Consider the following 26677-nt stretch of genomic DNA (forward strand, 5'->3'; position numbering starts at 1 on the left):
CTACAGCGCCAGAATCGCGCGCACGGCCTGCATCTCGTCCACGAGTTCCGCAACCGACGCATCGATGCGCGCGCGCGCCAGCGCGTCGATCTCGAGATCCGGGACGACGCGATAGCGGCCTTCGCTGCAGATCGTCGGCATCCCGAACATCAGGCCGCGCGGAATGCCATACTCGCCGCCGGACACGATGCTCATCGACACCCAGCGCCCGCCGCTGCCGCGAATCCAGTCGCGCATCTGGTCGATCGCCGCATTGGCGGCCGACGCCGCCGACGAGGCGCCGCGCGCTTCGATGATCGCCGTGCCGCGGCGCGCGACTTCGGGGATGAACGTGTCGAGATACCAGCGCTCGTCGCCGACACGCATCGGCGCAGGCTGCTGGTCGATCAGCGCGTGACGGTAGTCGGGGAACATGGTCGGCGAATGATTGCCCCACACCGCCATGCGGCTGACGGCATCGACCGTTACGCCGCATCGGGCGGCCAGCTTCGACACGGCGCGATTGTGGTCGAGACGGATCATCGCGGTAATCGCATCCGCCGGCAGGTCGGGCGCGTAGTGGCGGGCCACCCACGCGTTGGTATTGGCCGGGTTGCCGACGACGAGCACCTTCACCTGCCGGTTCGCCACTTCGTTGAGCGCCTCGCCCTGGGAGCGGAAGATGGCGGCGTTCGCGGCCAGCAGATCGCGCCGTTCCATGCCTTTGCCACGCGGGCGCGATCCGACGAGCATCGCGTAATCGGCATCGCGGAACGCGACGCGCGGATCGTCGCTGATTTCGACCGACTGCAGCAGCGGGAAGGCGCAGTCTTCCAGTTCCATCACCACGCCGCGCAGCGCGTCCAGCGCGTGCGGCAATTCCAGGAGCTGAAGGATGACGGGCTGATCGTCGCCGAGCAGATCGCCGCGGGCGATTCGAAACAGCAATGAGTAGGCGATTTGACCGGCGGCTCCGGTCACGGCGACACGGCGGGCAGGTTTGGACATGCTGGATCTCCTTCGAGGTTGGGTTCGGTGACGCGGATGGAAAGCTGCGCTGCGGCCGGCCGCGTGTTGCACGTGCCGCCGGCGGCAGCGGTTCGACGACGGGTTCAACCGAGCGCGGGCTGCGCACGGACGACGAGACACGGAGCGTGAAACAGTTCGCCGCGGGCGAGGCCGCGCAGCGTGCGGGACAGCACGATCAACCAGAGGCTGCCGAGCAGCGCCGCCAGCGCCATCCCGAGCACGGCGAACGCGGCAAAGCCCGTGGTCCGATAGAGACTGAACGTCACGACGGTGTAGACGCCGAGCGGGAACGTGAAGCCCCACCATCCGAGATTGAACGGCAGCCCGTCGCGGGAATACCGCAGCGTGAACAGCATCGCCGTGGCGAGCCACCACAGGCCGGTGCCCCAGAGCAGCAAGCCGCCGATCACGCCGATCTCGCGCGCGACGAGCGCGGTCGCCTCGAACGCCGTGCCGGCGAACGCGTCGGGCGCGACGTGGCCGAGAGCGAGCAGGCCCAGCGCGCCCGTTCCGATCGGCCCGAGCGTCAGCCAGCTCGACGGACCGAGATCGCGATGCGGCAGCTTGTGGATCACCAGCCGGAAGAACACGACCGTCAGCACGGAAAACGCGAGCGGCACCGACACGGCCCACAGCACGTACCCGGCGGCCACCAGAAAGCGCGCGGTGTATGCGTCGACATGCGGCGCGAGGACGGCGGCGCTCGACGCCGCCACTTCCGGCGCGACGATCGGCAGCAACAACACGGCCGTGATGCGCTCGAACGCATGGTCCTGCGCGGTGAACATCATGTACGGCACGCCGACTGCGACGGCGAGCGCCAGTACCGCATCGACGCACCACAAGCCGTAGGCCAGTTGGCTCGCCGCTTCGCCCGCATGCGAGCCGGCGAACATGACCAGCCCGTTGATGATCGGCGCGAGCCCCATCGGCACGGCGCCGAGGAACATCGACTGCAGCGGGTGATGCAGCATCGGGCGGATCGTTTCCGGATAGAAGATCCAGCGTGCCAACAGCATGCCGGCAAACACCATGTAGAGCGCGCTGTCGGCCACCCACAGCGTGTGGGCCAACGCCATCTGCCCTGCGAAGTGCCACGGCAATCCGGCAAGGACGAGGAATACGATTCCGTTGCCCATCGTCATCGCGAACCAGTTCGGGGTGAACTGCCGAATCTTGTCAGCGAGATTTTGTCGGCTATGGGCCGCCGTCGTGCCAGGCCTTGTCGGATTCATCGCTGTTCTCTCGAAAGGGATCGAATATCGACAATGTAGGTGCGTGCGAAGCATAGGGAAAATACATACTTCGCATGCTTGGCATGCTTTGTATTTATGGATCGCGGCGGGCTGGGCGAAATAGGCTGGGGCGGCCCGATGTGTATCGGCAGAGTTTTGATTGGCTGCCGGGCAGCCGGTAGCCGAGCGGCGACTGGGATTTGCTGCGGTAGACGTCGACGTAGTCGAAAGAAAGCCGGCGTCGGAACGTCGCAAACACGATGGATGCGCGTACCGTCCTCAGTTGCCACGTGCGGAAGTGCGTCGCCGACGTGGGAGGCAAGCCGGCGCTCGCGCTGCGGATAACGAAGAGACCGCTTTCGTCGTCTTCACCACCCGCAGCGCGAGCGACGCGTTCCGCGGTGTCCGGCGACCTCAATCGTAGAGAATCTGCACCGTCGCCGTCACGGTGAACGGACCGATCTTCGGTGTCCCCAACGACCTTAGCACCGCGCTCATCGGCACGTCGATACGCGCTTGTGTCGCCGAGAAGTTCGCAAGATCGAACGGCTCGCGCAGCGGCACCTGGCGCCCGTTGCGGTCGAGAATCTCGACGCCGAAGCCGCTGTCGGCTGACGGCAGGACGACGTTGCCCTGCACCGGATTCGGCGTGTCGAAGTACCCCTGAATCTTCACGGGCGTGTCGCATTGCCGCTTGTCCAGCGCAAGCGAGAACGGTTGAGTCGGCGTCTCCGGAGAAAAACCCGTCGGGGTCGCCTTCACTTTCCCGAAATCGACGATGCCCGGCTCGGGCGTCACGGTCACGTCGACGACGCAGGGTGACGGCTTCAGGTTTTGCATTCCGCTCAGGGTGTACCGGAAGCTCGTGTTGCGCGCATTGATCCCCTTCACGCCGTCGAACTGGAACGCCGCATAGCTGTCCTGCGGAATCCCCACCCACGTCCCCGCCTTCCTGATGACGACCTGATACGTGATGCTGAGCGGAATCCTCGGGCATCCCCCCAACTTATTAAAATCCCGACGGCTACAGGGCGGCACGACGATTCCGGTCGGCACCCCCGTGCCCGGCTGGTTGCCCGCCCCGAAATAGTCGACGCCGCGATAGCGGATGCCAATCTCGAGCCCCCACGCCAGCGGGCTCTCGCCGTTCGGGTTCGCGTAGAACGAAATCGGATCGTCGAACGTCAGCGACTCGCCGCCGAGATCCTTGTAGCAATAGCCGGTCGTCGTGCGCGGCGGCGACACCCAGATCACGTAGCCGTCGGGTGCGTTGATCGGATAGGTCTGCACGGAGCCGATCGGCTGGACGAACCGGTCGACTCCGTCGCTCGTCACGCACCGGACGGCCCACGCGGATTGCGCGACGACCAGGCAGCCGAGCAGCAACATTACGCGCGAGAACAGCCCGATGAGACGGGCACGCACGCCGCGGCGCGAAATCGCCGCGCTCATTTCGGTTGGCTCCGGCATGCGGATGCATCGCACGCGTACCTGACGGCGGTTTCGCCGCCGGAGTCGTTGATGTGCACGACCGACAGCGTTGCCGGCAGCGGGCCTGCCACGTCGGTGGTCGCGGCCGACATCGGCGCCACCATCAGGCCGCCGAACTTCAGCGGTGTCTTGCTCTCCCCGGCGAACAGCTTGACCACCGTGACGTGATACGGCGTGGGGTTGTCCAGCACGAGCCTGTGCGTCGACGGATCGAGACGCAGCGTCATCGGCAGCGTCGGGTCCTCGTCGCGCGACGGCTGCACGCCCTTCGGCCGGTAGAACAGCTTCATCTGCGTGTGCAGCGCGATCTGCAGCGCATTGACGGCATCCGTTTTCGGCGGCACCTCGCGGATGTTCAGGTAGAACACCGTCTCGCGATCGCTCGGCAGTGCATCGCCCGGCAACCGGACGATTCGCAACACGTTGCGCTCCGTCGGCTCGATCCGCTGCAGCGGCGGCAGCACCATGAACGGCGACGTGATCTTCTTGCCGTGCTCGTCTTCGATCCACGACTGGACGACGTACGGGTACTTCTCGCTCTTGTTTGCCACGGTCACGCTCTGCCACTGCGCATCGCCGTCGTAGATCACGCGCGTACGGTCGGGCACGACGGCCGCATGCACGGTCGCAGCCGCGATCAGCATCGTCACGCCGACGGCGGCCGCGAGCCGCATCAACGGGTTCGAATTCATCATTTATCTCCGGGAAAGTGTGTCGGGCTCGGCGCAATCGAGTGGAACCGGATCGGCGCCGAGCGTCATCGATTCAGGAAGGACGGGAAGCCGGCAGATGTCGCGGTCGACCACGCGCACCACCAGCTCGGCGTCCTTGCGTACACCGGTCAGATAGGTCACGCCGTGTTCGCCGACGATGCCGACTTCCTTGCCGGTGCGACGGTCGACCACCGATGCGCCGAACGGCGCGTCCTTGCCTGACGGCAAGCGCAGCACGACGAGCGCGTTCCGGCCGTGCGTCGTATCGAAATGCACGTAGCCGATCGCGCCGTCGGTCAGGACGACGCGCTGCACCGGGTTCGACACGGTCGTCTGCAACGACGCGCGATTGGTGTTGACCCGCGCGTCGAACGTGCTGAACGGCGATACCGCGCCGATCACCGCGTAGCCGCGCGCGTCGGAACTCGCCTGCGTGCCCGAGAACGGCACGTCCGGCACGCCGTCGGTCGACACGAGCAGGCGCGTATCGCCGTTGTAGCTGTTCGCATGCGCGGTCACGCCGTGCTGCGTCGCGACGAACGAGCCATCGAGTTCGATCGACGCGGACGTGTTCGAGCGCGTATTGGCTGCCGCCTGCACGTTCGCGATGATCGAGCTGAACTGCTTGCGCAGATTGCCGCTCGCCGATGCGGCGCCGTTGGTCGTCCCCGCGTACAGCGAATAGGAGAGCCCCTTGTCGGTGCCGCCGAGATAGCCGGCCGTCACGTTCGTGCCGCCGCCGCTGGTCGATGCGACGCTGGTCGTCACCGTCTGGCGCGAACCGAACGGAATCGTCGCCGACACGAACAGCTGGTTGCCGCTGCCGCCGCCACCGCGAGTGCGGTACGCCGACAGGTTCAGCGAGACGTTGCGCAGCGAACCGATCCGCACGGCCGTCGCGGCCGTCACGCCGATCCGCTCGTCCGACGGGCGATTCCAGTAGCTCGTATGGTCGTAGGACACGAACGTCGACACGTCCATCACGCGCTTCGCGAGGCTGATCGAGTAGCGCTGCTTGCCGGGCGCGAGGCCAGCGGCAGTCGGATCGCCGAAATACTGCGGAAACGACGTGTAGGTGCGATCGGAGAAGCGGTAGCCGAAGAAGCGCACGTCCGCGTCGAGCGAATCGAAGTGCTTCGAATAGTTGAAGCGGTACGAGCGGCCGACGCGCGTTTCACCGCTCCACCACAGCCGGGCGCGCACCGTCGTCACGTCGGCCGACACCGCGCCGAACGCGCCGAGATTCTTGCCGACGCCGAACGCGAGCGCCGCATAACCCGACGCACCGAGCGCCCCGCCGTAGATCGTGATCTCGTGCGGCAAGCCATATGCGGCTTCCACGAAACCGAATGCGGGATCGATACCCGCGCCGCCGAACAGGCGCGGCTTGCCGACCGCCGTGCGGTAACGCAATTCACCTGCGCGCGCGAGGAACGGCACGGCCGCGCTCTGCACCGTGAAGCGCTGCTCGCTGCCGTCTTCTTCCTGCACGGTCACGTCGAGCGTGCCCTGCACGCTCGTGTTGATGTTCTGCAGCGCGAACGCGCCCGGCGACACGCGCGTCACGTACAGCACGCGGCCCTGCTGCGACACCGTCACGGTCGCGTTGGTGCGCGCGACGCCCGAGATCAGCGGCGCATAGCCGCGCATCGACGGCGGCAGCATGCGGTCGTCGCTGCGGATCGTCGCGCCCGTCAGCGCGAACGTGTCGAAGATGTCGGAATTCAGATAGCTCTGTCCGAGCGATACCGTCGAGCGAATCTGCGGAAACGCCCGGAACGCGTATAGCCGGTTGAACTGGAACGTCTTGGAGCTGCCGCCGAAGTTTGCGTTGCCGCCGGACGCGAGCTGCGCTTGATAGTCGCCGCGCAAGCGCCATGCGCCGGCATTGGCGCCGATCGTTCCATAGCTTTGCACCGTGCTCGAATGCGTGCCGTGACCGTGCGACGTGTTGCCGATCACGCGATAGTCGAGCAACGCGCCGGGGATCCCGTCGCTCCATGCGGCGGGCGGTATGTAGTCGGGGTCGCTGTATTCGAACGCAATCTGCGGAATCGCGATCCGCAGGCGCGCGGATGCGCGGTCGTGCCGCACCGATGCGCCGTCGATCGCGAGCAGGTCGATGCAGCGGCCGTCGTACGTGCGCGGCAGCGTGGCGAGCAACGTCTGCTTGAGGCCGATCTGCGCGACGAGGTCGGCCGGCACGCAAGCGACGCTGGTGCCGGGCTGGTTGCCCTGGACATAGTCGATGGCACGCGCCGCCAGCAGCCTGCCGTTGACGACCACGTCCAGCAAATAGGTGCCGGGCACCGTGTAGTCGGCGTGCGTGAACTGCGCGAGGTCGACGTCCTTCGCACCGTCGACATCCAGAAAGTCGGCGTTGAATTCGGTGGCGTGCGCGGTTTTGGCGGTCAGCAGGCAGGTGACGAGGATGCCGAGAAGGCGACGGGGGGTGTTCACATTGATCAGCCGGACGAATGCGTGGAACGGGGGGAGCCGAGCTCCCCCCAGGAGCTCCCGGCGATTACTGGTAGCGCACGGTGAAGTTGGCGACCGCGTTCGCGATACCCGGCGTGACCGCTGCGGCCGTCGCCTCATACATCGCGCCGAACGTCACGGTGTTGCCGCTCTTCGACAGCACAACCGGGGACGACTGCTCGGTGCCGTTCTTCAGGTAATCGTTCGCGCCCGCCTGCAGGCGAATGCCGACGTTGCTCGCGCTGCCGGTCGTGGCGATCAAGTCTGCGTTGGTGGCGTCGGACGCGCCCGTGAACGTGAAGAACGCGTTGGTCTGCGTCGACGTATCGCAGTCGGTGAGCACGATGTTGAAATTCTTCGCCTCCGAACGATCGCCGACCTTCTTGAACACGTGCGACGGAACCTGACCGAGCGACACGGTCTGGTCGAGCGTTTCCTGGCTGATGCCGCATGCGCCCGCGACGATCTCGCCCTGGAACCGGATCGTGCCCGGGGTCGCCGCCGCAAACGTCGATGCCGAAACTGCGGCGAGCGCCGCTGCTGCCAAAATCTTTTTCATTTTCCTATCCGTAACTTTTGTCGAATTGAATGCACGCAAAATTGCGTACGGAGCGGATTGTCTCGACCACGGATCGGCGGCGGAATCTTAGTAGTGAGAAATGCGATGGGAGGTATCGCGAACGGTCTGGTGCTCGCGAAATGCGTGCGCTGAGGGCTGCGTTTGGCCGCGTTTTGGACCGTGGCCAACGAGACATCGAATTTGGTCGATCACATCGCGGCCGAGAGAGCCGCACTCGTGTTCGGCGCATGGATTCGTATGGGTCAGACGGGATGAGTATCGGATGCGTCGAACAGTTGGCGACGGCAGTCGGCGAATTATCGACAACCATCGGTATGGCAGTACGGCGGTCAATGCGAACGCCACGATCGCGGCCGAGCGGCTTCGGCGCGATCGCGTCCGGACGATGCGCAATCGCGGTCGGCCAGCACGCGAGCGACACGGCAAGCGACCTCCCTGCACTCGGCACGAATGCGAGGGCAACCGGCACGCGTAAAGTCGCGCGCCGCGGCGCTGCAATTCCTTACATCAATAGGCGAGGAGCAGCCCCATTCGTGGAGCCCCACCCTTCAAACCCATCCAACCCCAAATCCCACCCTTGACACCCTATCTTTCGATATATATCTTTAGATATGTTTTTCGACATATAGGACTCGATGATGCGACACACCCCTTTCGATGGCGACGCCCGCTGCCGCGGCCACGGCCATCATCCCGGCCTCGAGTGGTTCGCCAGCCTGCGGCACGCGATCGGCCGCCATCGCCGCGGCCGCGATCCGTTCGGCGGCGGCCCGTTCGGCGGCCGTGGCGGACGCGGCGGCTTTGGCGATTTCGGTGACGACGGCATGCCGCGCGGCCGGCAGTTCAGCGCCGATGACCTGCAATTGATGCTGCTGGCGCTCCTCGCCGACCAGCCGAGCCACGGCTACGAGCTGATCAAGGCGCTCGACACGCGCTCGAACGGCTTCTACAGCCCGAGCCCCGGCATGGTCTACCCGGCACTGACCTATCTGGAGGAAGTCGGCTTCGTCGCGTCGCAGGCGGAGGGCAACCGCAAGCGCTACGCGCTCACCGACGCCGGCCGCGCACACCTCGACGCGCAGCGCGAACGCGTCGACACGCTGTTCGCACGCCTCACCCATCTCGCGCGCAAGATGGAATTCATGCGCCGCGCGTTCGCCGGCGAAACGGCTGGCGAAACCGCGGACGAGTCGCACGGCGGCTGGCTGCCGGAATTCGTCGAAGCGCGCGTCGCGCTGAAGCATGCGCTGCTGCACAGGAGCGGCGCGTCCGCCGACGAGCAGCGCCGCATCGCCGCGATCCTGCGGCGCGCGACCGCCGAAATCGAAGGCCGCAGCGGCGCGTAACCCATGCCGCACCACCACAAACCATCAGGAGCACGGATTGATACAGAACACACCGGAGCGCACCGTGACCCGCGTGCGCCATCCGCTCAAATTCCGCTTGCTGCAAGTCGTGCGCGTGCGTGCGATCACGCCGCACCTGCTGCGTGTCACGCTGAGCGGCCCCGATCTCGCGGATTTCGAATCGGCGTCGTTCGACGATCACGTGAAGGTGTTCCTGCCGCCGCCCGGCGCGGAGCGACCGGCGCTGCCGACGCTCGGCGCGAACGGCCCGGAATTCCCGGCAGGCGAGCCGAAGCCCGTCGCGCGCGACTTCACGCCGCGGCGCTTCGATCGTACGAAGTGCGAACTGGATCTGGAATTCGTGCTGAACCACCCGGGCCCGGCGTCGCAGTGGGCCGCGCAGGCGCGCGTCGGCCAATGGCTCGGCATCGGCGGCCCGCGCGGTTCGTTCGTCGTGCCGACCGGTTTCGACTGGCATCTGCTGATCGGCGACGACACCGCGCTGCCGGCCGTCGCCCGACGCCTGGAAGAGCTGCCCGCGGGCTCGCGCGCGGCGGTCGTGCTGGAAGTCGCGGACCGCCGCGCGCAAATCGCGTTCGACACGCGCGCGGAAGTGCATGAAATCTGGCGCTTTCGCGCCGAAGCCGACACAAGCGACGGCGATGCGCTGCTGAATGCGGTGCGCGAGCTGCCGCTGCCGTCCTCCGGCGACGGATACGTGTGGGCGGCCGGCGAAGCGCTCGCGATGCGCGCGGTGCGGCAGCATCTGACCGGCGAGCGGGGCGTCGACAAAGCGCGGATTCGCGCGGCGGCCTACTGGAAGCGCGGCGCAGCGGCCGTGCATGAAACGCTGGAAGACTGACGCAACGGGCGCTTTCGCGCGGCGGGCTTGGCATCGGCGCCGCGGCTGGTATATATGTATGTCTGCGACGCCGCTGTCGCGCGACAGCCGCCGCAGTCCGCACCAGGAGCGCCCGGTCATGACAAATGAAAACCACGCTGCGCCTTTCCTTCGCCACCTGAAGATTGCCGGCTACTGCGGCCTCGCGGCCGTCGCGCTTGCGCTGTTCGTCGCGATGTGCGCGATCCTCAAGGAAAGCGCGCTCGAGCGCGACGCCGCGCGGCATACGGGCGAAACGCCCGAACTGCACGAAGCGGGCGGCGGCACGTCGGCGTCGGCCGACGCGGCCAAGACAGCCGGTTGACGTCGGCAACCGGCGCTTCACGCGCGCCGCAGCCCGCTCACGGCGTGCGCTCGCGCCCCATCATGACCGCGTGCACAGCGTCGCCGATGCGTTCGAGCAGATCGACGGCCCGGTAACCGTACAGGTGCGCGGCCAGCGCGCCGGCGGTGCCGACCAGCACGCCGCCCGCCATGTCGAACGGCCAATGGACGCCGACATAGATCCGCCCCCACGCGATCGCGGCGGCCATCGCCGCCATCACGAGACCCGTCATGCGCGTCGCGCCGCCGAGCAGCATGCCGACCGCCACGCTCCAGACGAACGTCATGTGATCGCTCGGAAACGAGCCGTCCGGCGCATGCGGGATCAGCTGCGCGCCGACGCCGGCCATGAACGGCCTCGGCGAGAACCAGAAATGCGACAGCACCTGTGCAAGCGCGAGCGCCACGCACGCGCCGACGCCGGCTTCGATGGCCTGGCGCCGCGTCGTGCGCACGCCGAACAGCCAGGTCAACAGCACCATCGCCGGAATCGCATAGACGAGCCAGTCGGCGGCGAAAAAAGCGACGCGGGCCACCGCGGGGTGCGGCGCGGCGCCGGCATTGACGGCGTCGAACAGGGTGAGATTGAGGTTCTGCATGAATCCGGTCAGGTGTGGGCCGATGGGGAGACCGGGCGCGCCGGTCGGATGCGAACGATGCTAGTGCTCACTCGCTTATGTGATCGTTAACGCGCGACGACGGCAGCCGAAGCGGTCCGCGCGCGAACGCACTTAGAACGTGCACCGCAGCAAGAGTTCACACAATTGACATATTCCCGCGCCACCTTCGCCCGCGAAGGCTCACCTACCTTCCCGTAAATACTCACCTTTTTCATATCGCGGCATCGCTGCGTGCCCCGGAAATGCGGCCATCGCGGGCGATCGCCGTGGTTCAACTCACTCGTCTCAACATTTACGCCGCAACGGATCCGAAATCGGCAACAATTTATTCCAGTTGCGGCATCGCACAACGACGGCGCGCAGGCATACGATTTAGACCCACTCACCCCCGTAGCGCTCGACAACAAGGAGTCCGCATGAAACCCAGCGATGTCCGATCGAAAGCGTTTGCGATGCCGTTGACCAGCCCTGCCTTCCCGATGGGCCCTTACCGTTTCGTCGATCGTGAGTTTCTGATCATCACGTATCGCACCGATCCGGACCGTCTGCGCGAAATCGTGCCTGAACCCCTGCAGGTCACCGAGCCGCTCGTGCATTACGAATTCATTCGCATGGCCGACTCCACCGGCTTCGGCGATTACACCGAAAGCGGCCAGGTGATCCCCGTCGAGTACAACGGCCAGCCGGGCAGCTACACGCTCGCGATGTACCTCGACGACCATCCGCCGATCGCCGGCGGCCGCGAGCTGTGGGGCTTCCCGAAGAAGCTCGCGTCGCCCACGCTGCAAGTGAACACCGATCACATCCTCGGCACGCTCGACTACGGCAAGGTGCGCGTCGCGACGGGCACGATGGGCTACAAGCACCGCGAGCTCGACATTGCCGAGCAGGCCAGGCGCCTTGCCAGCCCCAATTTCCTGCTGAAAATCATTCCTCATGTCGACGGCACGGCGCGCGTCTGCGAGCTGGTGCGCTACTACATGGAGGATATCCAGATGAAAGGCGCATGGACCGGCCCGGCCTCGCTCGAGCTGTCGCCGCATGCGCTCGCGCCGGTCGCCGACCTGCCGGTGCTCGAGATCGTCGAGGCCCGGCATATCGTCGCGGATCTGACGCTCGGGCTCGGCGAAGTCGTCTACGATTACCTGGCGCAGTAACCAGCACGTCCCAGGGGCCTCCCCTGTCCATCCTTCACCACGGGAAATTCGAAATGAGCAATCTGAATGGCAAGACCGCAGTCGTCACCGGCGCCGCAAGCGGCATCGGCAAGGAAATCGCGCTGGAGCTGGCGAAAGCGGGCGCGGCGGTGGCGATCGCCGACCTGAACCAGGACGGCGCGAACGCCGTGGCCGAGGAAATCAAGCAGGCGGGCGGCAAGGCGATCGGCGTCGCGATGGACGTGACCAACGAGGACGCCGTCAACAGCGGCATCGACAAGGTGGCCGAAACGTTCGGCTCGATCGACATCCTCGTGTCGAACGCGGGCATCCAGATCGTCAACCCGATCGAGAACTATTCGTTCGCCGACTGGAAGAAGATGCAGGCGATCCACGTCGACGGCGCGTTCCTGACCACCAAGGCGGCGCTCAAGCACATGTACAAGGACGATCGCGGCGGCGTCGTGATCTACATGGGCTCGGTGCACTCGCACGAGGCGTCGCCGCTGAAGTCGGCGTACGTGACCGCGAAGCACGGGCTGCTGGGGCTTGCGCGCGTGCTGGCGAAGGAAGGCGCGAAGCACAACGTGCGCTCGCACGTCGTGTGCCCGGGCTTCGTGCGCACGCCGCTCGTCGACAAGCAGATTCCGGAGCAGGCGAAGGAGCTCGGGATCAGCGAGGACGAAGTGGTGAAGAAGGTGATGCTCGGCAACACGGTGGACGGCGTGTTCACGACGGTGCAGGACGTCGCGCAGACGGTGCTGTTCCTGTCGGCGTTCCCGAGCGCCGCGCTGACCGGCCAGTCGTTCGTCGTCAGCCACGGGTGGTTCATGCAATAACGTCGCGCGCCTTGCGCGCCTCCGGAACGGAGGCGCATCGCGAACCACGGCTTATTCTCGCAACGGAGCGCGTCGGTCGACGTCGCTCCGTTCATCCCCGCCGTCGACGGCGGATTTCCCGGAGCAACTGATGAAACCGCACGCCCGCACCGAAAGGCAGGCCGTCGATGCGACGGACCTGCGACACGAGGCCGGTGCACCGGCAACGGCGCGGTCGCTGCCATACGAGACGATCGCACTCGTGCTGCAGGGCGGCGGCGCGCTCGGCGCCTATCAGGCCGGCGTGTTCGAAGGCTTGCACGAAGCGGGCATTCCGCTCGACTGGATCGCGGGCATCTCGATCGGCGCGCTCAACACCGCGCTGATCGCGGGCAATGCGCCCGAGCATCGCGTCGAGCGGCTGCGTCAGTTCTGGGAAACGATCTGCCAGCCGGCGTTCTTTCCGGCGGTCCCCGCGGCATTCGAGTTCGCGCTGTTCAACAGCATCGATCAGGTCCGCACGTTCTTCACCGCATCGCAGGCCGCGAGCGCGATGATGCAGGGCCAGCGGGGTTTTTTCGCGCCGCGCTTCCCGCCGCCGCTGCCGGGCGTGTCCGATCATCCGGACAAGGTCAGCTGGTACGACACGTCCGCGTTGCGCTCGACGCTGCTCAAGCTGTGCGATTTCGATCGCATCAACTCGGGTGAGACCCGTGTATCGGTCGGCGCGGTCAACGTCGGCACCGGCAATTTCGTCTACTTCGACAACGCGCGCATCCGCCTCGAGCCGGAACACTTCATGGCGTCCGGCGCGCTGCCGCCCGCGTTCCCGCCGGTCGAGATCGAAGGCGAGTACTACTGGGACGGCGGCGTCGTGTCGAACACGCCGCTAATGGAAGTGCTGCGCGCGCGCCCGCGCCGCGACACGCTCGCGTTCCAGGTCGACCTGTGGAGTGCGCGCGGGCCGCTGCCGCGCTCGCTGGCCGACGTCGCCGAGCGCACGAAGGACGTCCAGTACTCGAGCCGCACGCGTTTCGTCACCGATACGCTGCAGCGCGAGCAGCGCTATCGCAACGTGCTGCGCCAGGTGCTCGACATGGTGCCGGAGGAGCAGCGCAAGACCGATCCGTGGTGCATCGAGGCGGACGCGATGTCGTGCGGGAAGAAATACAACATCCAGCACCTGATCTATCAGCAGAAGGCGTACGAGCATCACTACAAGGACTACCAGTTCGGTCTGTCGACGATGCGCGACCACTGGGCCGCGGGTCTCGACGACATCCGCAAGACGCTCGCCGTCAAGGACGGCCTCGCGTTGCCCGTCAACGACGCGGGCTTCGTGACGCACGACATTCACCGCAAGCGGTGACGTCGTGCCCGGGCGGACCGGCGCGCTGCCTGCGCCGGTCCGTTCCTCCTTCCGAATCCGACATGCCAATTTTCATTGCTCTGTTCGCGCTCATCGCTCTCGCGTGGGGCGCGGTTCATACTTTTCACGTGATCGCCACGCAGTTCGGCGAGCCGGCCGCGGTGGCCGCCGCGGTGCTTGCCGCCGCGCTGCTGACGGCGCTGGTCGCGTGGTGGATCAAGCGCCGCCGCGACATCGCGCCGAACACGAAGGAAGAGGGCTGGACCCACATCGTGCATCGCGCGTGGGGCGAACTGCGCGTGTCCGCGACGCAGGGGCTGCTGTGGCTGTCGCACGATGGCGCGGACGGCCGCTATACGCTGTCGCAGCTCAACGGCTGCCAGGCCGCAACGATCGGCGGCCGCTGGCATCTCGTCGTGCAGGTTCGCGATGCCGCGCGCGGCGAATGGAAGCTGCCGATGACGGACAAGCGCGATGCACAGCGCTGGGCGCGCGTGCTCATGCTGGCGAAGGACCAGCGGCTGTGACGCGGTGCGGGCCGGCACTGAATCACGATCCCGCAAAAGCTCACCTTTGGCGCGCATCACGCGACACCGTCGCCCTCCGCGTCGTTCAGATGCGCGAGCTCATCCGCGAGAAAGTCGACGCACACGCGCACTTTCGCCGACGTCGCGACCCGTTCCGGATAGACGGCCCAGACGTTCGCGGGCTGGGTCGCGTCCGGCAGCACGCGACATAGCGCGCCGCGCGCGATCAGCGGCCCCGCTTCCCAGATCGACCGCAGCACGATCCCGCGCCCTGCGAGCGCCCATTGCACGGCAACTTCGCCGTGATTCGTCGACAGCGCGCCGCCGACCTTCACGGTCTGCGTCTCGCCGCGCACGTTCATGCGCCACACGCCGAGCGGATGATCGCGCTCCTTGATCGCGAGGCATTCGTGCGACGAAAGGTCCGCGAGCGTGCGCGGCGTGCCGCGTCGTGCGAGATAGTCGGGCGACGCGCAAAGCACGCGATAGTTCGCGGCAAGGCGGCGCGCGATCAGGTGATCGGCGATCTCGTCGCCGATCCGGATGTCGAGGTCGAACCCTTCGCCCGCGACGTCGACGAGCCGGTCGAACAGATCGAGCCGCACGTTCAGCTGCGGATAGCGCTCGGTGAACGCGAGCAGCGCCGGCGCGACGACGTGCCGGCCGAAGCCGAAGCTGCTCGAGATGCGCAGCGTGCCGCGCGGCACCGTGCGTGTGGTCGACACGTCCTCGACGAGATGATCGACGTCCTCGAGAATCTTCTCGGCGTGCGCGAGCACGCGTTCGCCGGCTTCCGTCACCGCGACGCGACGCGTCGAGCGGTGCAGCAGCCGCGTACCGAGCTGCGCTTCCAGTTGCGCAATGCGCTTGCTGACATACGCGGGCGACACGCCGAGCTGCTCGGCCGCCGCACTGAAGCTCGTCAGGCGGACGACGATGCTGAACACGCGCAGGTCGTCCAGGTTCGGCGATTTGTTCACGATTCGTGGAAAGTCGGTTAACCTTTTCGGCGATTTTAATCCGAATGGAAATAAATAGAATGAGGTCGTCTACCGCTGCGCGCGTTGTCCGCGGCGGCCCGAATCGATCTGGAGGAGCATTCGCATGAGCGACAGGATTTACAGAATCGCCGTCATCCCCGGCGACGGCATCGGCCGTGAAGTGATGCCCGAAGGCTTGCGCGCGCTCGACGCGGTGACGGCCCGCTTCGGCATCCGCTTCGACTTCACGCACATCGAATGGGCAAGCTGCGACTACTACGCGCAGCACGGCCGGATGATGCCGGAGGACTGGAAAGCGCAGCTGTCGGGCATGGACGCGATCCTGTTCGGCGCGGTCGGCTGGCCCGCGACCGTGCCCGATCACATCTCGCTGTGGGGTTCGCTGCTGAAGTTCCGCCGCGAATTCGACCAGTACATCAACCTGCGTCCCGCGCGCCTGTTCGACGGCGTGCCGTCGCCGCTCGCCGGCCGCCGCGCCGGCGACATCGACTTCATGATCGTGCGCGAGAACACCGAAGGCGAATACTCGTCGGTCGGCGGCACGATGTTCGAAGGCACCGACCGCGAGGTGGTCGTGCAGCAATCGATCTTCACGCGGCACGGCACCGAGCGCGTGCTGAAGTTCGCGTTCGAGCTCGCGCAGCGGCGCGCGAAACGCCTGACGGTTGCGACGAAGAGCAACGGCATCGCGATCAGCATGCCGTGGTGGGACGCGCGCGCGGCCGAGATGGCCGAACGCTATCCGGACATCGTCTGGGACAAGCAGCACATCGACATCCTGTGCGCGCGCTTCGTGCTGCAGCCGGACCGCTTCGACGTCGTCGTCGCATCGAACCTGTTCGGCGACATCCTGTCGGATCTCGGCCCCGCATGCACGGGCACGATCGGCATCGCGCCGTCCGCGAACCTCAACCCCGACCGCACGTTTCCGTCGCTGTTCGAGCCCGTGCACGGTTCGGCGCCCGACATCGCGGGGCAATTCATCGCGAACCCGATCGCGATGATCTGGTCGGCGGCAATGATGCTCGACTTCCTCGGCAACGGCGCCGGCCGCGAGCGCGACGCACACGACGCGATCGTCGCCGCGATCGAGGACGTGCTGCGCAACGGGCCGCGCACGCGCGATCTCGGCGGCCAGGCGGCAACGCAGGAAGTCGGCGAGGCGATCGCCGCGCGGATCGCCGGCTGATCGGACTCCGTGGAAGGCGCGCGGCGCGGACGATCGTCGGCGGTGAGATGCACGATCGGTCGTCGCGCACCTTGGGCGCAAGGCACGGTGTCGATGTCTGGTCGATACGCGTGCTTTGCGCGTCCGCGCAATCGCACCGTTGGCTGCGAAGATCGATCGGTGAGTCGCCGCGCTCGAGTCGTCACACCGTCGCGCGCTAAAGCCATGTTCTCCCGAAAACGCTCACCTCAGCGCGGCTCCCGTATTCCCTCACCGTTGAACACGAACGCCGCGCGTCTTCCTGCGTGTTGCGTTACAACCCGAGATCGGACAGGCCCGGATGATCGTCGGGACGGCGGCCGAGCGGCCAGTGAAAGAGCCGGTCCGCTTCGCGGATCGGCATGTCGTTGATGCTCGCGTGGCGATGCGCCATCAGGCCGTTCTCGTCGAACTCCCAGTTCTCGTTGCCGTACGAGCGGAACCAGTTGCCCGCATCGTCATGCCATTCATAGGCAAACCGCACCGCGATGCGGTTGCCGTCGAACGCCCACAACTCCTTGATCAGCCGGTAGTCGAGCTCGCGCGTCCATTTCCGCTGCAACAGTCCGACGATTGCGTCGCGGCCGGTCACGAACTCCGCGCGGTTGCGCCAGCGGCTCTGCGGCGTATAAGCGAGCGACACGCGTTGCGGGTCGCGGGTGTTCCACCCGTCCTCGGCGGCGCGGACCTTCTGTCGCGCCGTCTCCAGCGAAAAGGGTGGAACGGGCGGACGGACTTCGGGGGAAACGGACATGGGATGCTCCTGTGGAGGGTTCAGGCTGCATGCGGTCGCGCGCAGCCGGTCGGGAAACGCTAATTCGCTGCTCGCGACACGGCGTCGAGCAACAGTTCGGCGGTGGCGCGCGCATCCCGGGCGGCCGTCGCGTCGCCGCTCACGAGCGCCACGCCGATCGCGCCGTCGATCAGCACGAGCCACTGGCGCGCAACGCGCGCGAGCGTGCGGCGCTCGATTCCCGCGTCGTCGGCCAGCGCGTCGAGCCGTTCGCGCACGAACGCCAGCAATCGCGCCTTGTGCGCCCGCGCGACGATCCGCACCGGATCGTCGGCGTCCGCGATCTCGCCCGACGCGTTCAGGAACGCGCATCCGTGGAAATCGGGCTGCAAGAACCAGTCGCGCAATACGTCGAACATGCCGAGCAGCTGCGTGCGCGGCGTCTTGCCGCGCGCGAGCGTCGCATCGACGAACCAGCGCATCCAGCGTTCGTCGCGGCGTTCGAGCGCCGCAACGACCAGCGCTTCCTTCGATTCGAAGTGCGAATAAAAGCTCTTGCGCGCCGCGCCCGACCGTTTCACGATCGCGTCGACGCCGGTTGCATGGATACCGCCCGAATAGATCAGCGCTTCGGCCGCATCGAGCAGACGGTCGCGCACGGGTGGTTCTGGGGTGAGGTCTTGGGGCGTGTTCATGCGTTTACGGTAGAACGATCGTTCTACCTCGTCAAGCTCGGGAGCGAGTACCCCTGCGGCTGGCAGGGCGTTGCTTCGGTCGTGGGATGAGGGGTGGATGCGCGCGAGCGTATTTTTGTAGTGGTCGGTTTCCGGCTCGAGGCAGAGGCGTCGCTTGCGTATCGGCATGCGATGCGATGGGGACTCTTCGAGGTATATCCGGCGTGGATAGTGAACGACCGGACATCGCACTCTGCGATGCCCGAAACGCTGGCTCGTCGTGCCGAGCCTGTCGCTGGAACCGAGGGGGTTGAGCGGTGAGTGGACCGAATCGCAGCCGGCTCACCGCTCGCCGTTCGATGCGGGCCGGCGTGCCTTATGGTGAGCTCGCATACGGTCGCTCTGCTCGCGCTCGACGTGGCGTGGCGAATCGACGGCATGCCGGCGTGATGACGCGGAAAGCATGCGCCCTTCGAGCACCGCAAGTTGAATAGAGGAGTGACGCGTAAGCGCGGCGGCGCGCGAAGCGTTGCCGCCTAGCCGTGACGCATGCATCACGGCCACGGATCAACCACTCGTACATGACGCACGCGCACGGTGATTACAGCGTCATACGAGATGCCATTGCGGCTCCCGAATATCCTCACCTCAAGCGTCTGTCGGCGCGGCAGGCTTCGACAAACGCTCGAGACGAAACGGCGCGGCGGCCGTCAAACGCGCCGCTCGTGCCGCTGCAGACGCTCACGCGGTCCAGTCGAGAATCACCTTGCCGCTTTCGCCGGACAGCATCGCCGCGAAGCCCTTCTCGTAATCGTCGACGGCGTAGCGGTGCGTGATGATCGGCGACAGGTCGAGACCACTTTGCAGCATTGCGACCATCTTGTACCAGGTCTCGAACATTTCGCGGCCGTAGATGCCCTTGATCTCCAGCCCCTTGAAGATCACCTGGTTCCAGTCGATCGCGGTCTGCGCGGGCGGAATGCCGAGCAGCGCGACCTTGCCGCCGTGGTTCATCGCCTCGAGCATGCCCGTGAACGCGCTCGGCACGCCGGACATCTCGAGCCCGACGTCGAACCCTTCAGTCATGTGCAGGTCGGTCATCACGTCGCGCAGCGACTCGCGCGCGACGTTGACCGCGCGCGTCGCGCCCATCTTGCGCGCGAGTTCGAGCCGGTAGTCGTTGATGTCGGTGATCACGACGTTGCGCGCGCCGACGTGCTTCGCGATCGCGACGGCCATGACGCCGATCGGGCCGGCGCCGGTGATCAGCACGTCCTCACCGACGAGGTTGAACGACAGCGCCGTGTGCGTCGCGTTGCCGAACGGGTCGAAGATCGACGCGAGATCGTCGGAAATCTCCGGCGGGATCTTGAACGCGTTGAACGCGGGAATCGCCAGGTATTCGGCGAACGCGCCCTCGCGATTGACGCCGACGCCGATCGTGTTGCGGCACAGGTGCCGGCGCCCCGCGCGGCAGTTCCGGCAGAAGCCGCAGGTAATGTGGCCTTCTCCGGACACGCGATCGCCGATCGCGAAGCCGCGCACTTCCTGCCCCATCTCGACGATCTCGCCGACATATTCGTGACCGACGTGCATCGGCACGGGAATCGTCTTCTGCGCCCAGTCGTCCCACTTCCAGATGTGGATGTCGGTGCCGCAGATCGCCGTGCGGCGGATCTTGATCAGCACGTCGTTGTGCCCGACCTCGGGGCGCTTCACGCGCGTGAGCGACAGGCCGGGACCGCGTTCGAGCTTTGCCAGTGCTTTCATGGGCGGTCTCCGTCAGACGATGCCGAGCGACTTGCCGACGCGCACGAACGCGGCGACCGCCTGATCGATCTGTTCGGGCGTATGCGCGGCGCTCATCTGCGTGCGAATGCGCGCGCGCCCGCGCGGTACGACCGGGAACGAGAAGCCGATCACGTAGACGCCTTCGGCAAGCAGCGCATCGGCCATGTTCGTCGCGAGCTGCGCATCGCCGAGCATCACCGGGATGATCGGATGCGCGCCCGGCACCAGCGTGAAGCCGGCCTCGGTCATCTGCTGGCGGAAGCGCGCGCCGTTCTCGCGCACGCGCTCGCGCAGTTTCGCGCCTTCGTCGCTGCCGAGCAGCTCGAGCACCTCGAGCGACGCCGCGGCGATGCTCGGCGTGAGCGTATTCGAGAACAGATAAGGGCGCGAACGCTGGCGCAGCAGCTCGACGATCTCCCGCCGCGCGGCGACGTAGCCGCCCGACGCGCCGCCCAGCGCCTTGCCGAGCGTGCCGGTGATGATGTCGATGCGCCCCTCGACGCCGCAGTATTCGGGCGTGCCGCGCCCATGCTTGCCGATGAAGCCGACCGCATGCGAATCGTCGACCATCACGAGTGCGCCGTAGCGGTCGGCGAGATCGCAGATGCCCTTCAGGTCGGCGATGATGCCGTCCATCGAGAACACGCCATCGGTCGCGATCAGCTTGTGCCGCACGCCCGCCGCGTCGGCTTCCTTGAGCTTCGCTTCGAGATCCGCGAGATCGTTGTTCTTGTAGCGATACCGCTGCGCCTTGCAGAGGCGGATGCCGTCGATGATGCTCGCGTGATTCAGCTCGTCGCTGATCACGGCGTCCTTCTCGTCGAGCAGCGTTTCGAACAGCCCGCCGTTCGCGTCGAAGCAGCTCGAATAGAGGATGCTGTCGTCGGTGCCGAGGAATGCGGCGAGCGCGCTTTCCAGCTGCTTGTGCACGGTCTGCGTGCCGCAGATGAAGCGCACCGATGCCATCCCGAACCCGTCCTGGTCGAGACCGGCCTTGGCCGCGGCGATCAGGCGCGGATCGTTGGCCAGACCGAGATAGTTGTTCGCGCAGAAATTCAGCACGCCGGCGCCGCCGGCGAGGCGCACGGCTGCCGCCTGCGGGCTCGCGATCTCGCGCTCGGTCTTGTAGAAACCATCCGCGCGGATCTGGTCGAGCGTCCCGCGCACCTGGGCGAGAAAGGCATCACGCATCGCAAAGCTCCTGACATGAATCGCAACCCGCCGGCCGCCGCTCGTGGCGGCGGCCCGGCAGCCTGCTACTGTTATAGTCGGTCGTTCGGTTGACCGCATTTATCCGTTATTCCGAACTAAAATTCGAAATACCGAACAACTCTAAGCGAACGGAATTCAAATGGCAAGCTCCTCCGGTTCGCGGCGCACACCCGCCGACGCCGCACCGTCGCCGGCCGCCGCGACGCCGCCGCGCGTCGGCGAACAGATCCAGCGCCTGCGCAACGAACGCAAGCTCACGCTCGACGACCTGTCGCGCGCGGCCGGCGTGTCGAAGTCGATGCTCTCCGAGATCGAGCGCGACAAGGCGAACCCGACGATCGCCGTCGCGTGGCGGCTGACGAACGCGCTCGGCATCACGCTCGACGAGCTGTTCTCGCAGCCGAAGTCGCAGGAGACGATCCGCGTCGACGGCCCGCACGACATCCCGACGCTCGCCGGCCACGACGGCCGTTACCAGCTGCGCGTCTGGGGCCCGATCGATCTCGCCGGCCGGTTCGAATGGTACGAACTGACGCTGCCGGGCGGGGGCGCGCTCGTCTCGAACGCGCACGAGCCGGGCACACGCGAGCACCTGACCGTGCTGCAGGGCACGATGGAAATCGAGGCCGCGGCGGCCGTCCGCCGCCTGAAGAGCGGCGATACCGCACGCTACCCGGCCGACGCGCCGCACGCGATCCGCAATCCCGGCAAGGCCGAAGCGAGAGCGTTGTTGATCGTGATTCATCGCTGACGGGCCGTCGAGTCGGCCAAATGGCCAGTTGCGCAAAATACTGTATGTTTGTACAGTACGAACATTCCGCCACGCATGGCCGGGGTTGGCGCACCGAGGCGCCCGTTCCGGTCGACAGGAGCCTGCGATGACCGAAGAACAAGATTTGGCCGCGCTCAGCTTCAAGGCTGCTGCGCATGACCTCGAACAGATCGTTCGGCATATTGCCGAGCGCTACATCCGCCAGGAGGTGCCGCTGACGTGGCGCCTGCTGCACGCGATCGAAGCCGAGGCATTGGCGGATCTCGGGTTTGCCAGCCGGCACGAGGCCGGCATGCGTCAACTGTTCGAACGGCCGTCGGACATGACGTTTCCCGAAACGGACGACCCGACCGACTTCGGCAAGTCCAACGCCCTGCCCGCGGTGTTCTCGTTCGCGGTGCTAGCGTACGAGGCAGCGGACAAAGCGCAGAACCATGCAGCCCGCGAGCGCGTCCACCGTCCGTCGAAGGCGTGGGGCGACTGATATTCGCCATGAGAAGCGCGGACTGCCGGCGCTCGCCCAGGCTACTGCCCGCGATGTTGCGCAAAGGGCTACCATGCACGCAACTAACGGAATGAATCAAATGTCTCTCCCAACATCCCCCGACACCCCGGCACGCCCTGAGGAAAAGGATTTGTTCGACCGTCACGCATCGGACTGGATCGCATCGCCCGAAGCCGCGTTCGACGCTTGGCTTGCCATGCAGGACTACCGCCGGTCGTCCGCCGACGTCTATCGCGCGCAGTGGGGGGCGTTTCTGACCTGGCTGCGCACACATCAGAAAAATCTCGCGTCGGTCGACACCGCATCGATCGCACACTTCGTCGGCGAGCTGCCGATCAAGAAAACGCAGCGAATGCGCTATTTGCGGCTGATCGAGCGTGTGCTCGATCATATCCGGCGCAGCGAATTCGGATCGACCAACCCGGCACGCTTCATTGCTCAGGATGGCGAAGCGACCTGGCGCAAGGCGCGTGACAACGAGCCGACCGGCTTTCTCGCGCCGGCCGAGCGCGCGAAGCTGCTTGCCTACCTGTTTTCGCCGATCGGCGTAACCGGCGCCGCACACTGGAAAGAGCGTCGCGACCGCGCGCTCGTTGCCGCGTTTCTCGGCGCCGGCGTGAAGACCGGCGAAGCCCGCGTGCTTACGATTAGTTGCATCAGTCCGGGCGGCACATCACTGCAGATTCCGTCGACACATCCCGATTTCGCACGGGAAACGCATCTGGCGTCATTCGCGATCGCGCTGTTCGATGCGTGGCTCGCGGAACGCAAGCGTCAGGACATTCCGGGCGACCTCGTCTTTCCGGCATCGCACGCGGGGCGTCCGATGCACAAGGCGACGATGTTGCGTGCGATCGACGCGATCGTGGAATCAGCGGGCCTCGCATCGTCGCGCACTGCGCGCGCGAGTCCGCAGACGCTCCGCAACACGTACGCCGCGGAGCTGTTCGAGCACGATGTACCGCCGGAACGTGTCGGCAAATGGCTCGGCTTCGTGCGGCCCATTTCATCGAACCGGCTGCACCGTGCGTGGAAGAACTGGCGAGAGGAACTCCTCAACGGTGATGAGGCGGATCGGGACGAAACTCACTGAAGGGCGGCCGGCTGCTTACGGGTGTGATCCGTGAGCAGCCTTGATCCACTGGGCCTCACCGTTGCACAGCTCCCGAATAATCTCACCTTGACGGTCCCGAATTACCTCACCTTGCGCGACGGCAGTGCTGCTCTGCAGTGTCAGTCGCGTGCAAACCGCGTAGCTGCTTCGAAACGGGATGGCCAGAATCCCGATGCATGGTCGCATTCGGGGCACGACACTTCGAACCCGTTGTCGCCATGCGACAACTCCGGCTCGCCATCGCAACGCGGGCACCGGCTCGGTACAGGCACCTCGTGATCCAGCGACGTCCCAATTGCGGAAAACGCGTCGGCGTCCAGTTGACCCGCATCAGCCAGACGCCGCATCAGCGCCGAAATCTCGGGGCTCATCCCGCGGCTCGCGCGTAACGTGTTCGCGTCACGCGTTGCGCGCTCGAGCTCGTCGCTCTGGCTGCGCAGTTGTTCCTCGAGGCGGTCCGCGCGAGTCTTCGCAGCACTCAATTGCTGCAGAAAATCGAATTCCTTGCGCTGCACGTCGCGCAGCCCGGCCTGATACGTCGACGCCATACTGCGCAACGAGTCCAGCTCGACCAGCATCGGCTTGACCCGGCGCTCGGCCTCGGCCACCGCATCCTTGATCTGCTGCGCGTAATGCTCGGTTCGTTGCTGCAACTCGGCTTGCAGCGCATCGATGCGGTCGCGCAGCGCAGCGTTCTGCGTCTGTTCGGCATCGACGCGGCCGGTGGCCGCGGCCAGTTCTTTTTCGAGCCGTGCGATGGTGGCGAGGAGTGTGGCTTCGTTCGCCGAGCCGTGCGTCGACTGCGACGCCAGCTGTACTTCCAGTTCGGTCAGGCGCGCCTGCAACTGATCGTTGCGGGTTTCGCTGCGTGCGATGGCCGCTTCGAGCGTTTCCTGGCGAACGGCGGCGTCGCGTAAACGTTGTTCCGCGTCGACCATGCTCGAGCGGATTTGCTCGCGATCGCCATCGAGACTCTCCTTCGCTGCCTTCAGCGCCTCGTCATAGAGCGCGGTGAGCAAAGCCCCGGCTTTCTCTTCGACTGCTTTGGGAATCGCTGCGCCGTCGAGCTTGATTTTCGACGCGGCGCGAATCCGCTCCCAGAAATGGTCGATGTCCTTCGGAATGTCGCTGGCGCTGCCGGTCTGGGTGAGATCGCGGACATTGGCGGCCGACGGCCGAATACCAAGATCGAAGAACAGGCGCTTGCACGCGTGTAGCGAGAGTTCCTGGCGTCGTGCACCGCTTGCGCGCAGCGATTCCAGCTCTCGTCGGATAGCTTCACGTATTTCATCCAGCGTCATGATGGAGCTCGTCGGTGTTCGATGTTGCGATCATAACGAAATACGTGTTCTTTGATACCTTATTTGGTTGGTCGTGGCGAATTTACGTCAATTTGTATGGCAGGCGTGGCTGTGCGTCGTTTTCGTCGATAGAGACCGTACATATCGTGAAACAAAGCGAAGATTGACCGCCAAGTCCTTGTTTTATCAGGATATACCGGAGGCCATCAAAAACACCGATATGTTTCACATGCTGGCGCATCTGGGCTACGGTCGGTGTTCGGCGAGTAGCGTCTCTGTGGAAAACTCGGTGAACTGAGTCTTGAGAGTAATAGAAGTAAACACCTTTGAACCCTTAGTTAAAAACGTTAACGCCACGGCACAGCCTTATGTAGCAAGGGTTTCCGGCCGGCAAGGTGAAGCTTTACGGGAATCAAGGTGACCTTCTCCGGGAGTCGACGTGATGGGGTTCGGGGAGCTGCGTGAGCCGTTGCAGGAAAGGTCGTGAGCGGATTCAGGACCACAGTAAAACATCAAATTTGGCCAAGGTGAGGCTTTTCGGGAGCTCGCATCCCCAGAACCCTCATGGCGCCTGCATACACAGTTGTCTGCCTGTGCAGCGATGGGTGAGAACTTGCGGGTTCCGTTTCCCGCCCTGTTTTTGCCCATCTTTTAGGCAATTCCGACAAAAGGTGAGGTTTCACGGGACGTCACAGGTTTTTACTGTGAGGTTTTTCGGGAGTCTACGGTGTTTTTGCACAGAAAAAGTGCGCTCGAGCGCCTGTGGCCGGGGAAAGGTGAGTCTTTTCGGGAGCGAAGTGCGGGGTTTCCGGGCGGGATTCCGTTGAGGTGAGGTTTTTCGGGGGACGAGTCACAGGCCGGAGGAGCACTTCAAAGGTGAGCCTTTTCAGGAGTGTCAGTTGCACAAAAAGGCATCAGAGGTGAGCTTTTTCGGGACCCAGGAGGGTCTTGATTCGCCGGAAAGCCCACGGGAGGCGGCGAAAATCGGTTTTTTGCTGTGCCTCTTTTTGGCAAAGGTGAGATTTTTCGGGAGCGGCCATCGGGGCACCGTGCCGATTCATAGGTGCTACAGGTGAGGTTTTGCGGGAGGGTGTGTCGCCGAACTTGTGAGCCAGAGGATCTCGTAAGTACCGGGCGCGATTGACATTTTTGATACTGCGACGGTTACGGTGAGGTTTTTCGGGAGTGACGTTGGTGGCAGTTCCGACGTCGAATTCGTCGAAAAGGTGAGCGTTTTCGGGAGGAGCGAATACCTGAGCCTAGATGTGTCGGGGATGCCCCGGCTCCTCGCGCACAGTCTGTGGAGTCCATAAGGTGAGCGTTTTCGGGAACATCCGGTTTCCAGGCGCTGTACAATGCGCGCCCGCGGTTGCGAAACGATCTCGGCAGGCTTGTGGGAGCGGTCCTCGGCTGGTATCGCCGTTACGTCGGACGGACTTCGCGGGTGCGGTTTGCGTCGCTGTACATGCATACAGGATCCACAGAAGCATCCGCTGACGTCCCGGTGAGGCACGGGTCCCGCTGAGTCGTAAAATTACGACAAATCGAAAGGTGAGCCGATACGGGAGCAAGTTGCGCACGTGTCCGGCACAGGCGAAAATCTGTGAAGTTAGCGCATCCCGCGACACATCTGGATTGGCCCGAAACGCCGTAAATCCGGACTGGTGAGGGTTTTCGGGAGTCGGTTGGGGTGAGTGCGGCGTGACACGTCCGCATCACCGCGTATGGTGAGCATGTCGTTCTGGACGCACATCACCACAGGCGCTATCCTTCCGTGAAACTTCTCCTCCGACCCGACGC

At 65.3% G+C, this 26677-nt stretch carries 24 protein-coding genes; 11 read left to right on the forward strand and 13 right to left on the reverse strand.

The window, feature by feature from the left end:
* The 6 genes from WJ35_RS29150 to WJ35_RS29175 form a co-directional block, all read right to left on the reverse strand.
* On the reverse strand, window positions 1-987 hold the full coding sequence (locus tag WJ35_RS29150; RefSeq protein ID WP_011881108.1) for a malate dehydrogenase: 987 nt from the start codon (window positions 985-987) through the stop codon (window positions 1-3).
* A 104-nt stretch (window positions 988-1091) separates the two neighbouring features.
* Complete coding sequence (locus tag WJ35_RS29155; protein ID WP_069240573.1) at window positions 1092-2243, reverse strand: TDT family transporter; 1152 nt, start codon at window positions 2241-2243, stop codon at window positions 1092-1094.
* A 414-nt stretch (window positions 2244-2657) separates the two neighbouring features.
* A complete protein-coding gene (locus WJ35_RS29160; protein ID WP_069240574.1) occupies window positions 2658-3695 on the reverse strand; it encodes a fimbrial protein in 1038 nt (345 codons plus the stop codon).
* Window positions 3692-4429, reverse strand: a complete 738-nt coding sequence (locus tag WJ35_RS29165) for a molecular chaperone (protein ID WP_069240575.1) — start codon at window positions 4427-4429, stop codon at window positions 3692-3694. The genes WJ35_RS29160 and WJ35_RS29165 overlap by 4 nt, the downstream gene beginning before the upstream one ends.
* Window positions 4430-6907, reverse strand: a complete 2478-nt coding sequence (locus tag WJ35_RS29170) for a fimbria/pilus outer membrane usher protein (RefSeq protein ID WP_069240576.1) — start codon at window positions 6905-6907, stop codon at window positions 4430-4432.
* Between the two features lie 64 nt (window positions 6908-6971).
* Entirely contained in the window at window positions 6972-7484 is a 513-nt protein-coding gene (locus tag WJ35_RS29175; RefSeq protein WP_011881114.1) for a fimbrial protein, read from the reverse strand.
* A 659-nt stretch (window positions 7485-8143) separates the two neighbouring features.
* Here WJ35_RS29175 and WJ35_RS29180 point away from each other — a divergent pair.
* The 3 genes from WJ35_RS29180 (at window position 8144) to WJ35_RS29190 (ending at window position 10056) form a co-directional block, all read left to right on the forward strand.
* A complete protein-coding gene (locus WJ35_RS29180) occupies window positions 8144-8851 on the forward strand; it encodes a PadR family transcriptional regulator (RefSeq protein ID WP_069240673.1) in 708 nt (235 codons plus the stop codon).
* Between the two features lie 37 nt (window positions 8852-8888).
* Window positions 8889-9713, forward strand: a complete 825-nt coding sequence (locus tag WJ35_RS29185; RefSeq protein WP_196222109.1) for a siderophore-interacting protein — start codon at window positions 8889-8891, stop codon at window positions 9711-9713.
* Between the two features lie 118 nt (window positions 9714-9831).
* On the forward strand, window positions 9832-10056 hold the full coding sequence (locus tag WJ35_RS29190; protein ID WP_069240675.1) for a hypothetical protein: 225 nt from the start codon (window positions 9832-9834) through the stop codon (window positions 10054-10056).
* Window positions 10057-10093: 37 nt separating this feature from the next.
* Here WJ35_RS29190 and WJ35_RS29195 read toward each other — a convergent pair whose 3' ends face one another.
* Complete coding sequence (locus WJ35_RS29195; RefSeq protein ID WP_069240577.1) at window positions 10094-10675, reverse strand: undecaprenyl-diphosphatase; 582 nt, start codon at window positions 10673-10675, stop codon at window positions 10094-10096.
* Between the two features lie 437 nt (window positions 10676-11112).
* Between WJ35_RS29195 and WJ35_RS29200 the strand changes: the two genes are divergently transcribed.
* The 4 genes from WJ35_RS29200 to WJ35_RS29215 all read left to right on the forward strand — a co-directional run bounded on the left by WJ35_RS29200 (window position 11113) and on the right by WJ35_RS29215 (window position 14567).
* A complete protein-coding gene (locus tag WJ35_RS29200) occupies window positions 11113-11853 on the forward strand; it encodes an acetoacetate decarboxylase (protein ID WP_010088960.1) in 741 nt (246 codons plus the stop codon).
* A 53-nt stretch (window positions 11854-11906) separates the two neighbouring features.
* Complete coding sequence (locus WJ35_RS29205) at window positions 11907-12692, forward strand: 3-hydroxybutyrate dehydrogenase (RefSeq protein ID WP_069240578.1); 786 nt, start codon at window positions 11907-11909, stop codon at window positions 12690-12692.
* 130 nt (window positions 12693-12822) lie between these two features.
* Complete coding sequence (locus tag WJ35_RS29210) at window positions 12823-14040, forward strand: DUF3734 domain-containing protein (protein WP_069240579.1); 1218 nt, start codon at window positions 12823-12825, stop codon at window positions 14038-14040.
* A 62-nt stretch (window positions 14041-14102) separates the two neighbouring features.
* Window positions 14103-14567, forward strand: coding sequence for a hypothetical protein (locus WJ35_RS29215; protein ID WP_060231270.1), 465 nt, complete (start codon window positions 14103-14105; stop codon window positions 14565-14567).
* 56 nt (window positions 14568-14623) lie between these two features.
* On the opposite strand, the gene WJ35_RS29220 is transcribed toward WJ35_RS29215, so the two are convergent.
* Complete coding sequence (locus WJ35_RS29220) at window positions 14624-15547, reverse strand: LysR substrate-binding domain-containing protein (protein ID WP_060231271.1); 924 nt, start codon at window positions 15545-15547, stop codon at window positions 14624-14626.
* A 124-nt stretch (window positions 15548-15671) separates the two neighbouring features.
* On the opposite strand from WJ35_RS29220, the gene WJ35_RS29225 reads away from it, so the two are divergent.
* Window positions 15672-16757: a tartrate dehydrogenase gene (locus WJ35_RS29225; RefSeq protein ID WP_069240580.1), complete on the forward strand. Its 1086-nt coding sequence runs from the start codon at window positions 15672-15674 to the stop codon at window positions 16755-16757.
* 292 nt (window positions 16758-17049) lie between these two features.
* On the opposite strand, the gene WJ35_RS29230 is transcribed toward WJ35_RS29225, so the two are convergent.
* From WJ35_RS29230 to WJ35_RS29245, 4 genes are all read right to left on the reverse strand, one after another.
* Complete coding sequence (locus WJ35_RS29230; RefSeq protein WP_069240581.1) at window positions 17050-17529, reverse strand: DUF1348 family protein; 480 nt, start codon at window positions 17527-17529, stop codon at window positions 17050-17052.
* Window positions 17530-17588: 59 nt separating this feature from the next.
* Window positions 17589-18203, reverse strand: a complete 615-nt coding sequence (locus WJ35_RS29235; RefSeq protein ID WP_069240582.1) for a TetR/AcrR family transcriptional regulator — start codon at window positions 18201-18203, stop codon at window positions 17589-17591.
* Between the two features lie 720 nt (window positions 18204-18923).
* Window positions 18924-19952, reverse strand: a complete 1029-nt coding sequence (gene tdh, locus WJ35_RS29240; RefSeq protein WP_060231278.1) for an L-threonine 3-dehydrogenase — start codon at window positions 19950-19952, stop codon at window positions 18924-18926.
* A 12-nt stretch (window positions 19953-19964) separates the two neighbouring features.
* Window positions 19965-21164, reverse strand: coding sequence for a glycine C-acetyltransferase (locus tag WJ35_RS29245; RefSeq protein WP_029226079.1), 1200 nt, complete (start codon window positions 21162-21164; stop codon window positions 19965-19967).
* A 160-nt stretch (window positions 21165-21324) separates the two neighbouring features.
* Here WJ35_RS29245 and WJ35_RS29250 point away from each other — a divergent pair, with 160 nt between their 5' ends.
* The 3 genes from WJ35_RS29250 (at window position 21325) to WJ35_RS29260 (ending at window position 23555) form a co-directional block, all read left to right on the forward strand.
* A complete protein-coding gene (locus WJ35_RS29250; protein WP_010088939.1) occupies window positions 21325-21936 on the forward strand; it encodes a helix-turn-helix domain-containing protein in 612 nt (203 codons plus the stop codon).
* Between the two features lie 127 nt (window positions 21937-22063).
* Entirely contained in the window at window positions 22064-22441 is a 378-nt protein-coding gene (locus tag WJ35_RS29255; protein WP_069240583.1) for a DUF2471 family protein, read from the forward strand.
* 100 nt (window positions 22442-22541) lie between these two features.
* Window positions 22542-23555, forward strand: coding sequence for a tyrosine-type recombinase/integrase (locus WJ35_RS29260; protein WP_069240584.1), 1014 nt, complete (start codon window positions 22542-22544; stop codon window positions 23553-23555).
* 140 nt (window positions 23556-23695) lie between these two features.
* Here WJ35_RS29260 and WJ35_RS29265 read toward each other — a convergent pair whose 3' ends face one another.
* Window positions 23696-24877, reverse strand: a complete 1182-nt coding sequence (locus WJ35_RS29265; RefSeq protein WP_069240585.1) for a DNA-binding protein — start codon at window positions 24875-24877, stop codon at window positions 23696-23698.
* Between the last annotated feature and the right edge of the window lie 1800 nt (window positions 24878-26677).

It is taken from the genome of Burkholderia ubonensis (assembly GCF_001718695.1).
Taxonomy (GTDB): domain Bacteria; phylum Pseudomonadota; class Gammaproteobacteria; order Burkholderiales; family Burkholderiaceae; genus Burkholderia; species Burkholderia ubonensis_B.

Excerpts from the sequence above, each read along its gene's own strand:
- WJ35_RS29150 (WP_011881108.1), bottom strand. The coding sequence starts at position 987 with ATGTCCAAACCTGCCCGCCGTGTCGCCGTGACCGGAGCCGCCGGTCAA.
- WJ35_RS29155 (WP_069240573.1), bottom strand. The coding sequence starts at position 2,243 with ATGAATCCGACAAGGCCTGGCACGACGGCGGCCCATAGCCGACAAAAT.
- WJ35_RS29160 (WP_069240574.1), bottom strand. The coding sequence starts at position 3,695 with ATGAGCGCGGCGATTTCGCGCCGCGGCGTGCGTGCCCGTCTCATCGGG.
- WJ35_RS29165 (WP_069240575.1), bottom strand. The coding sequence starts at position 4,429 with ATGATGAATTCGAACCCGTTGATGCGGCTCGCGGCCGCCGTCGGCGTG.
- WJ35_RS29175 (WP_011881114.1), bottom strand. The coding sequence starts at position 7,484 with ATGAAAAAGATTTTGGCAGCAGCGGCGCTCGCCGCAGTTTCGGCATCG.
- WJ35_RS29180 (WP_069240673.1), top strand. The coding sequence starts at position 8,144 with ATGCGACACACCCCTTTCGATGGCGACGCCCGCTGCCGCGGCCACGGC.
- WJ35_RS29190 (WP_069240675.1), top strand. The coding sequence starts at position 9,832 with ATGACAAATGAAAACCACGCTGCGCCTTTCCTTCGCCACCTGAAGATT.
- WJ35_RS29195 (WP_069240577.1), bottom strand. The coding sequence starts at position 10,675 with ATGCAGAACCTCAATCTCACCCTGTTCGACGCCGTCAATGCCGGCGCC.
- WJ35_RS29200 (WP_010088960.1), top strand. The coding sequence starts at position 11,113 with ATGAAACCCAGCGATGTCCGATCGAAAGCGTTTGCGATGCCGTTGACC.
- WJ35_RS29205 (WP_069240578.1), top strand. The coding sequence starts at position 11,907 with ATGAGCAATCTGAATGGCAAGACCGCAGTCGTCACCGGCGCCGCAAGC.
- WJ35_RS29210 (WP_069240579.1), top strand. The coding sequence starts at position 12,823 with ATGAAACCGCACGCCCGCACCGAAAGGCAGGCCGTCGATGCGACGGAC.
- WJ35_RS29215 (WP_060231270.1), top strand. The coding sequence starts at position 14,103 with ATGCCAATTTTCATTGCTCTGTTCGCGCTCATCGCTCTCGCGTGGGGC.
- WJ35_RS29225 (WP_069240580.1), top strand. The coding sequence starts at position 15,672 with ATGAGCGACAGGATTTACAGAATCGCCGTCATCCCCGGCGACGGCATC.
- WJ35_RS29230 (WP_069240581.1), bottom strand. The coding sequence starts at position 17,529 with ATGTCCGTTTCCCCCGAAGTCCGTCCGCCCGTTCCACCCTTTTCGCTG.
- WJ35_RS29235 (WP_069240582.1), bottom strand. The coding sequence starts at position 18,203 with ATGAACACGCCCCAAGACCTCACCCCAGAACCACCCGTGCGCGACCGT.
- tdh (WP_060231278.1), bottom strand. The coding sequence starts at position 19,952 with ATGAAAGCACTGGCAAAGCTCGAACGCGGTCCCGGCCTGTCGCTCACG.
- WJ35_RS29245 (WP_029226079.1), bottom strand. The coding sequence starts at position 21,164 with ATGCGTGATGCCTTTCTCGCCCAGGTGCGCGGGACGCTCGACCAGATC.
- WJ35_RS29250 (WP_010088939.1), top strand. The coding sequence starts at position 21,325 with ATGGCAAGCTCCTCCGGTTCGCGGCGCACACCCGCCGACGCCGCACCG.
- WJ35_RS29255 (WP_069240583.1), top strand. The coding sequence starts at position 22,064 with ATGACCGAAGAACAAGATTTGGCCGCGCTCAGCTTCAAGGCTGCTGCG.
- WJ35_RS29260 (WP_069240584.1), top strand. The coding sequence starts at position 22,542 with ATGTCTCTCCCAACATCCCCCGACACCCCGGCACGCCCTGAGGAAAAG.
- WJ35_RS29265 (WP_069240585.1), bottom strand. The coding sequence starts at position 24,877 with ATGACGCTGGATGAAATACGTGAAGCTATCCGACGAGAGCTGGAATCG.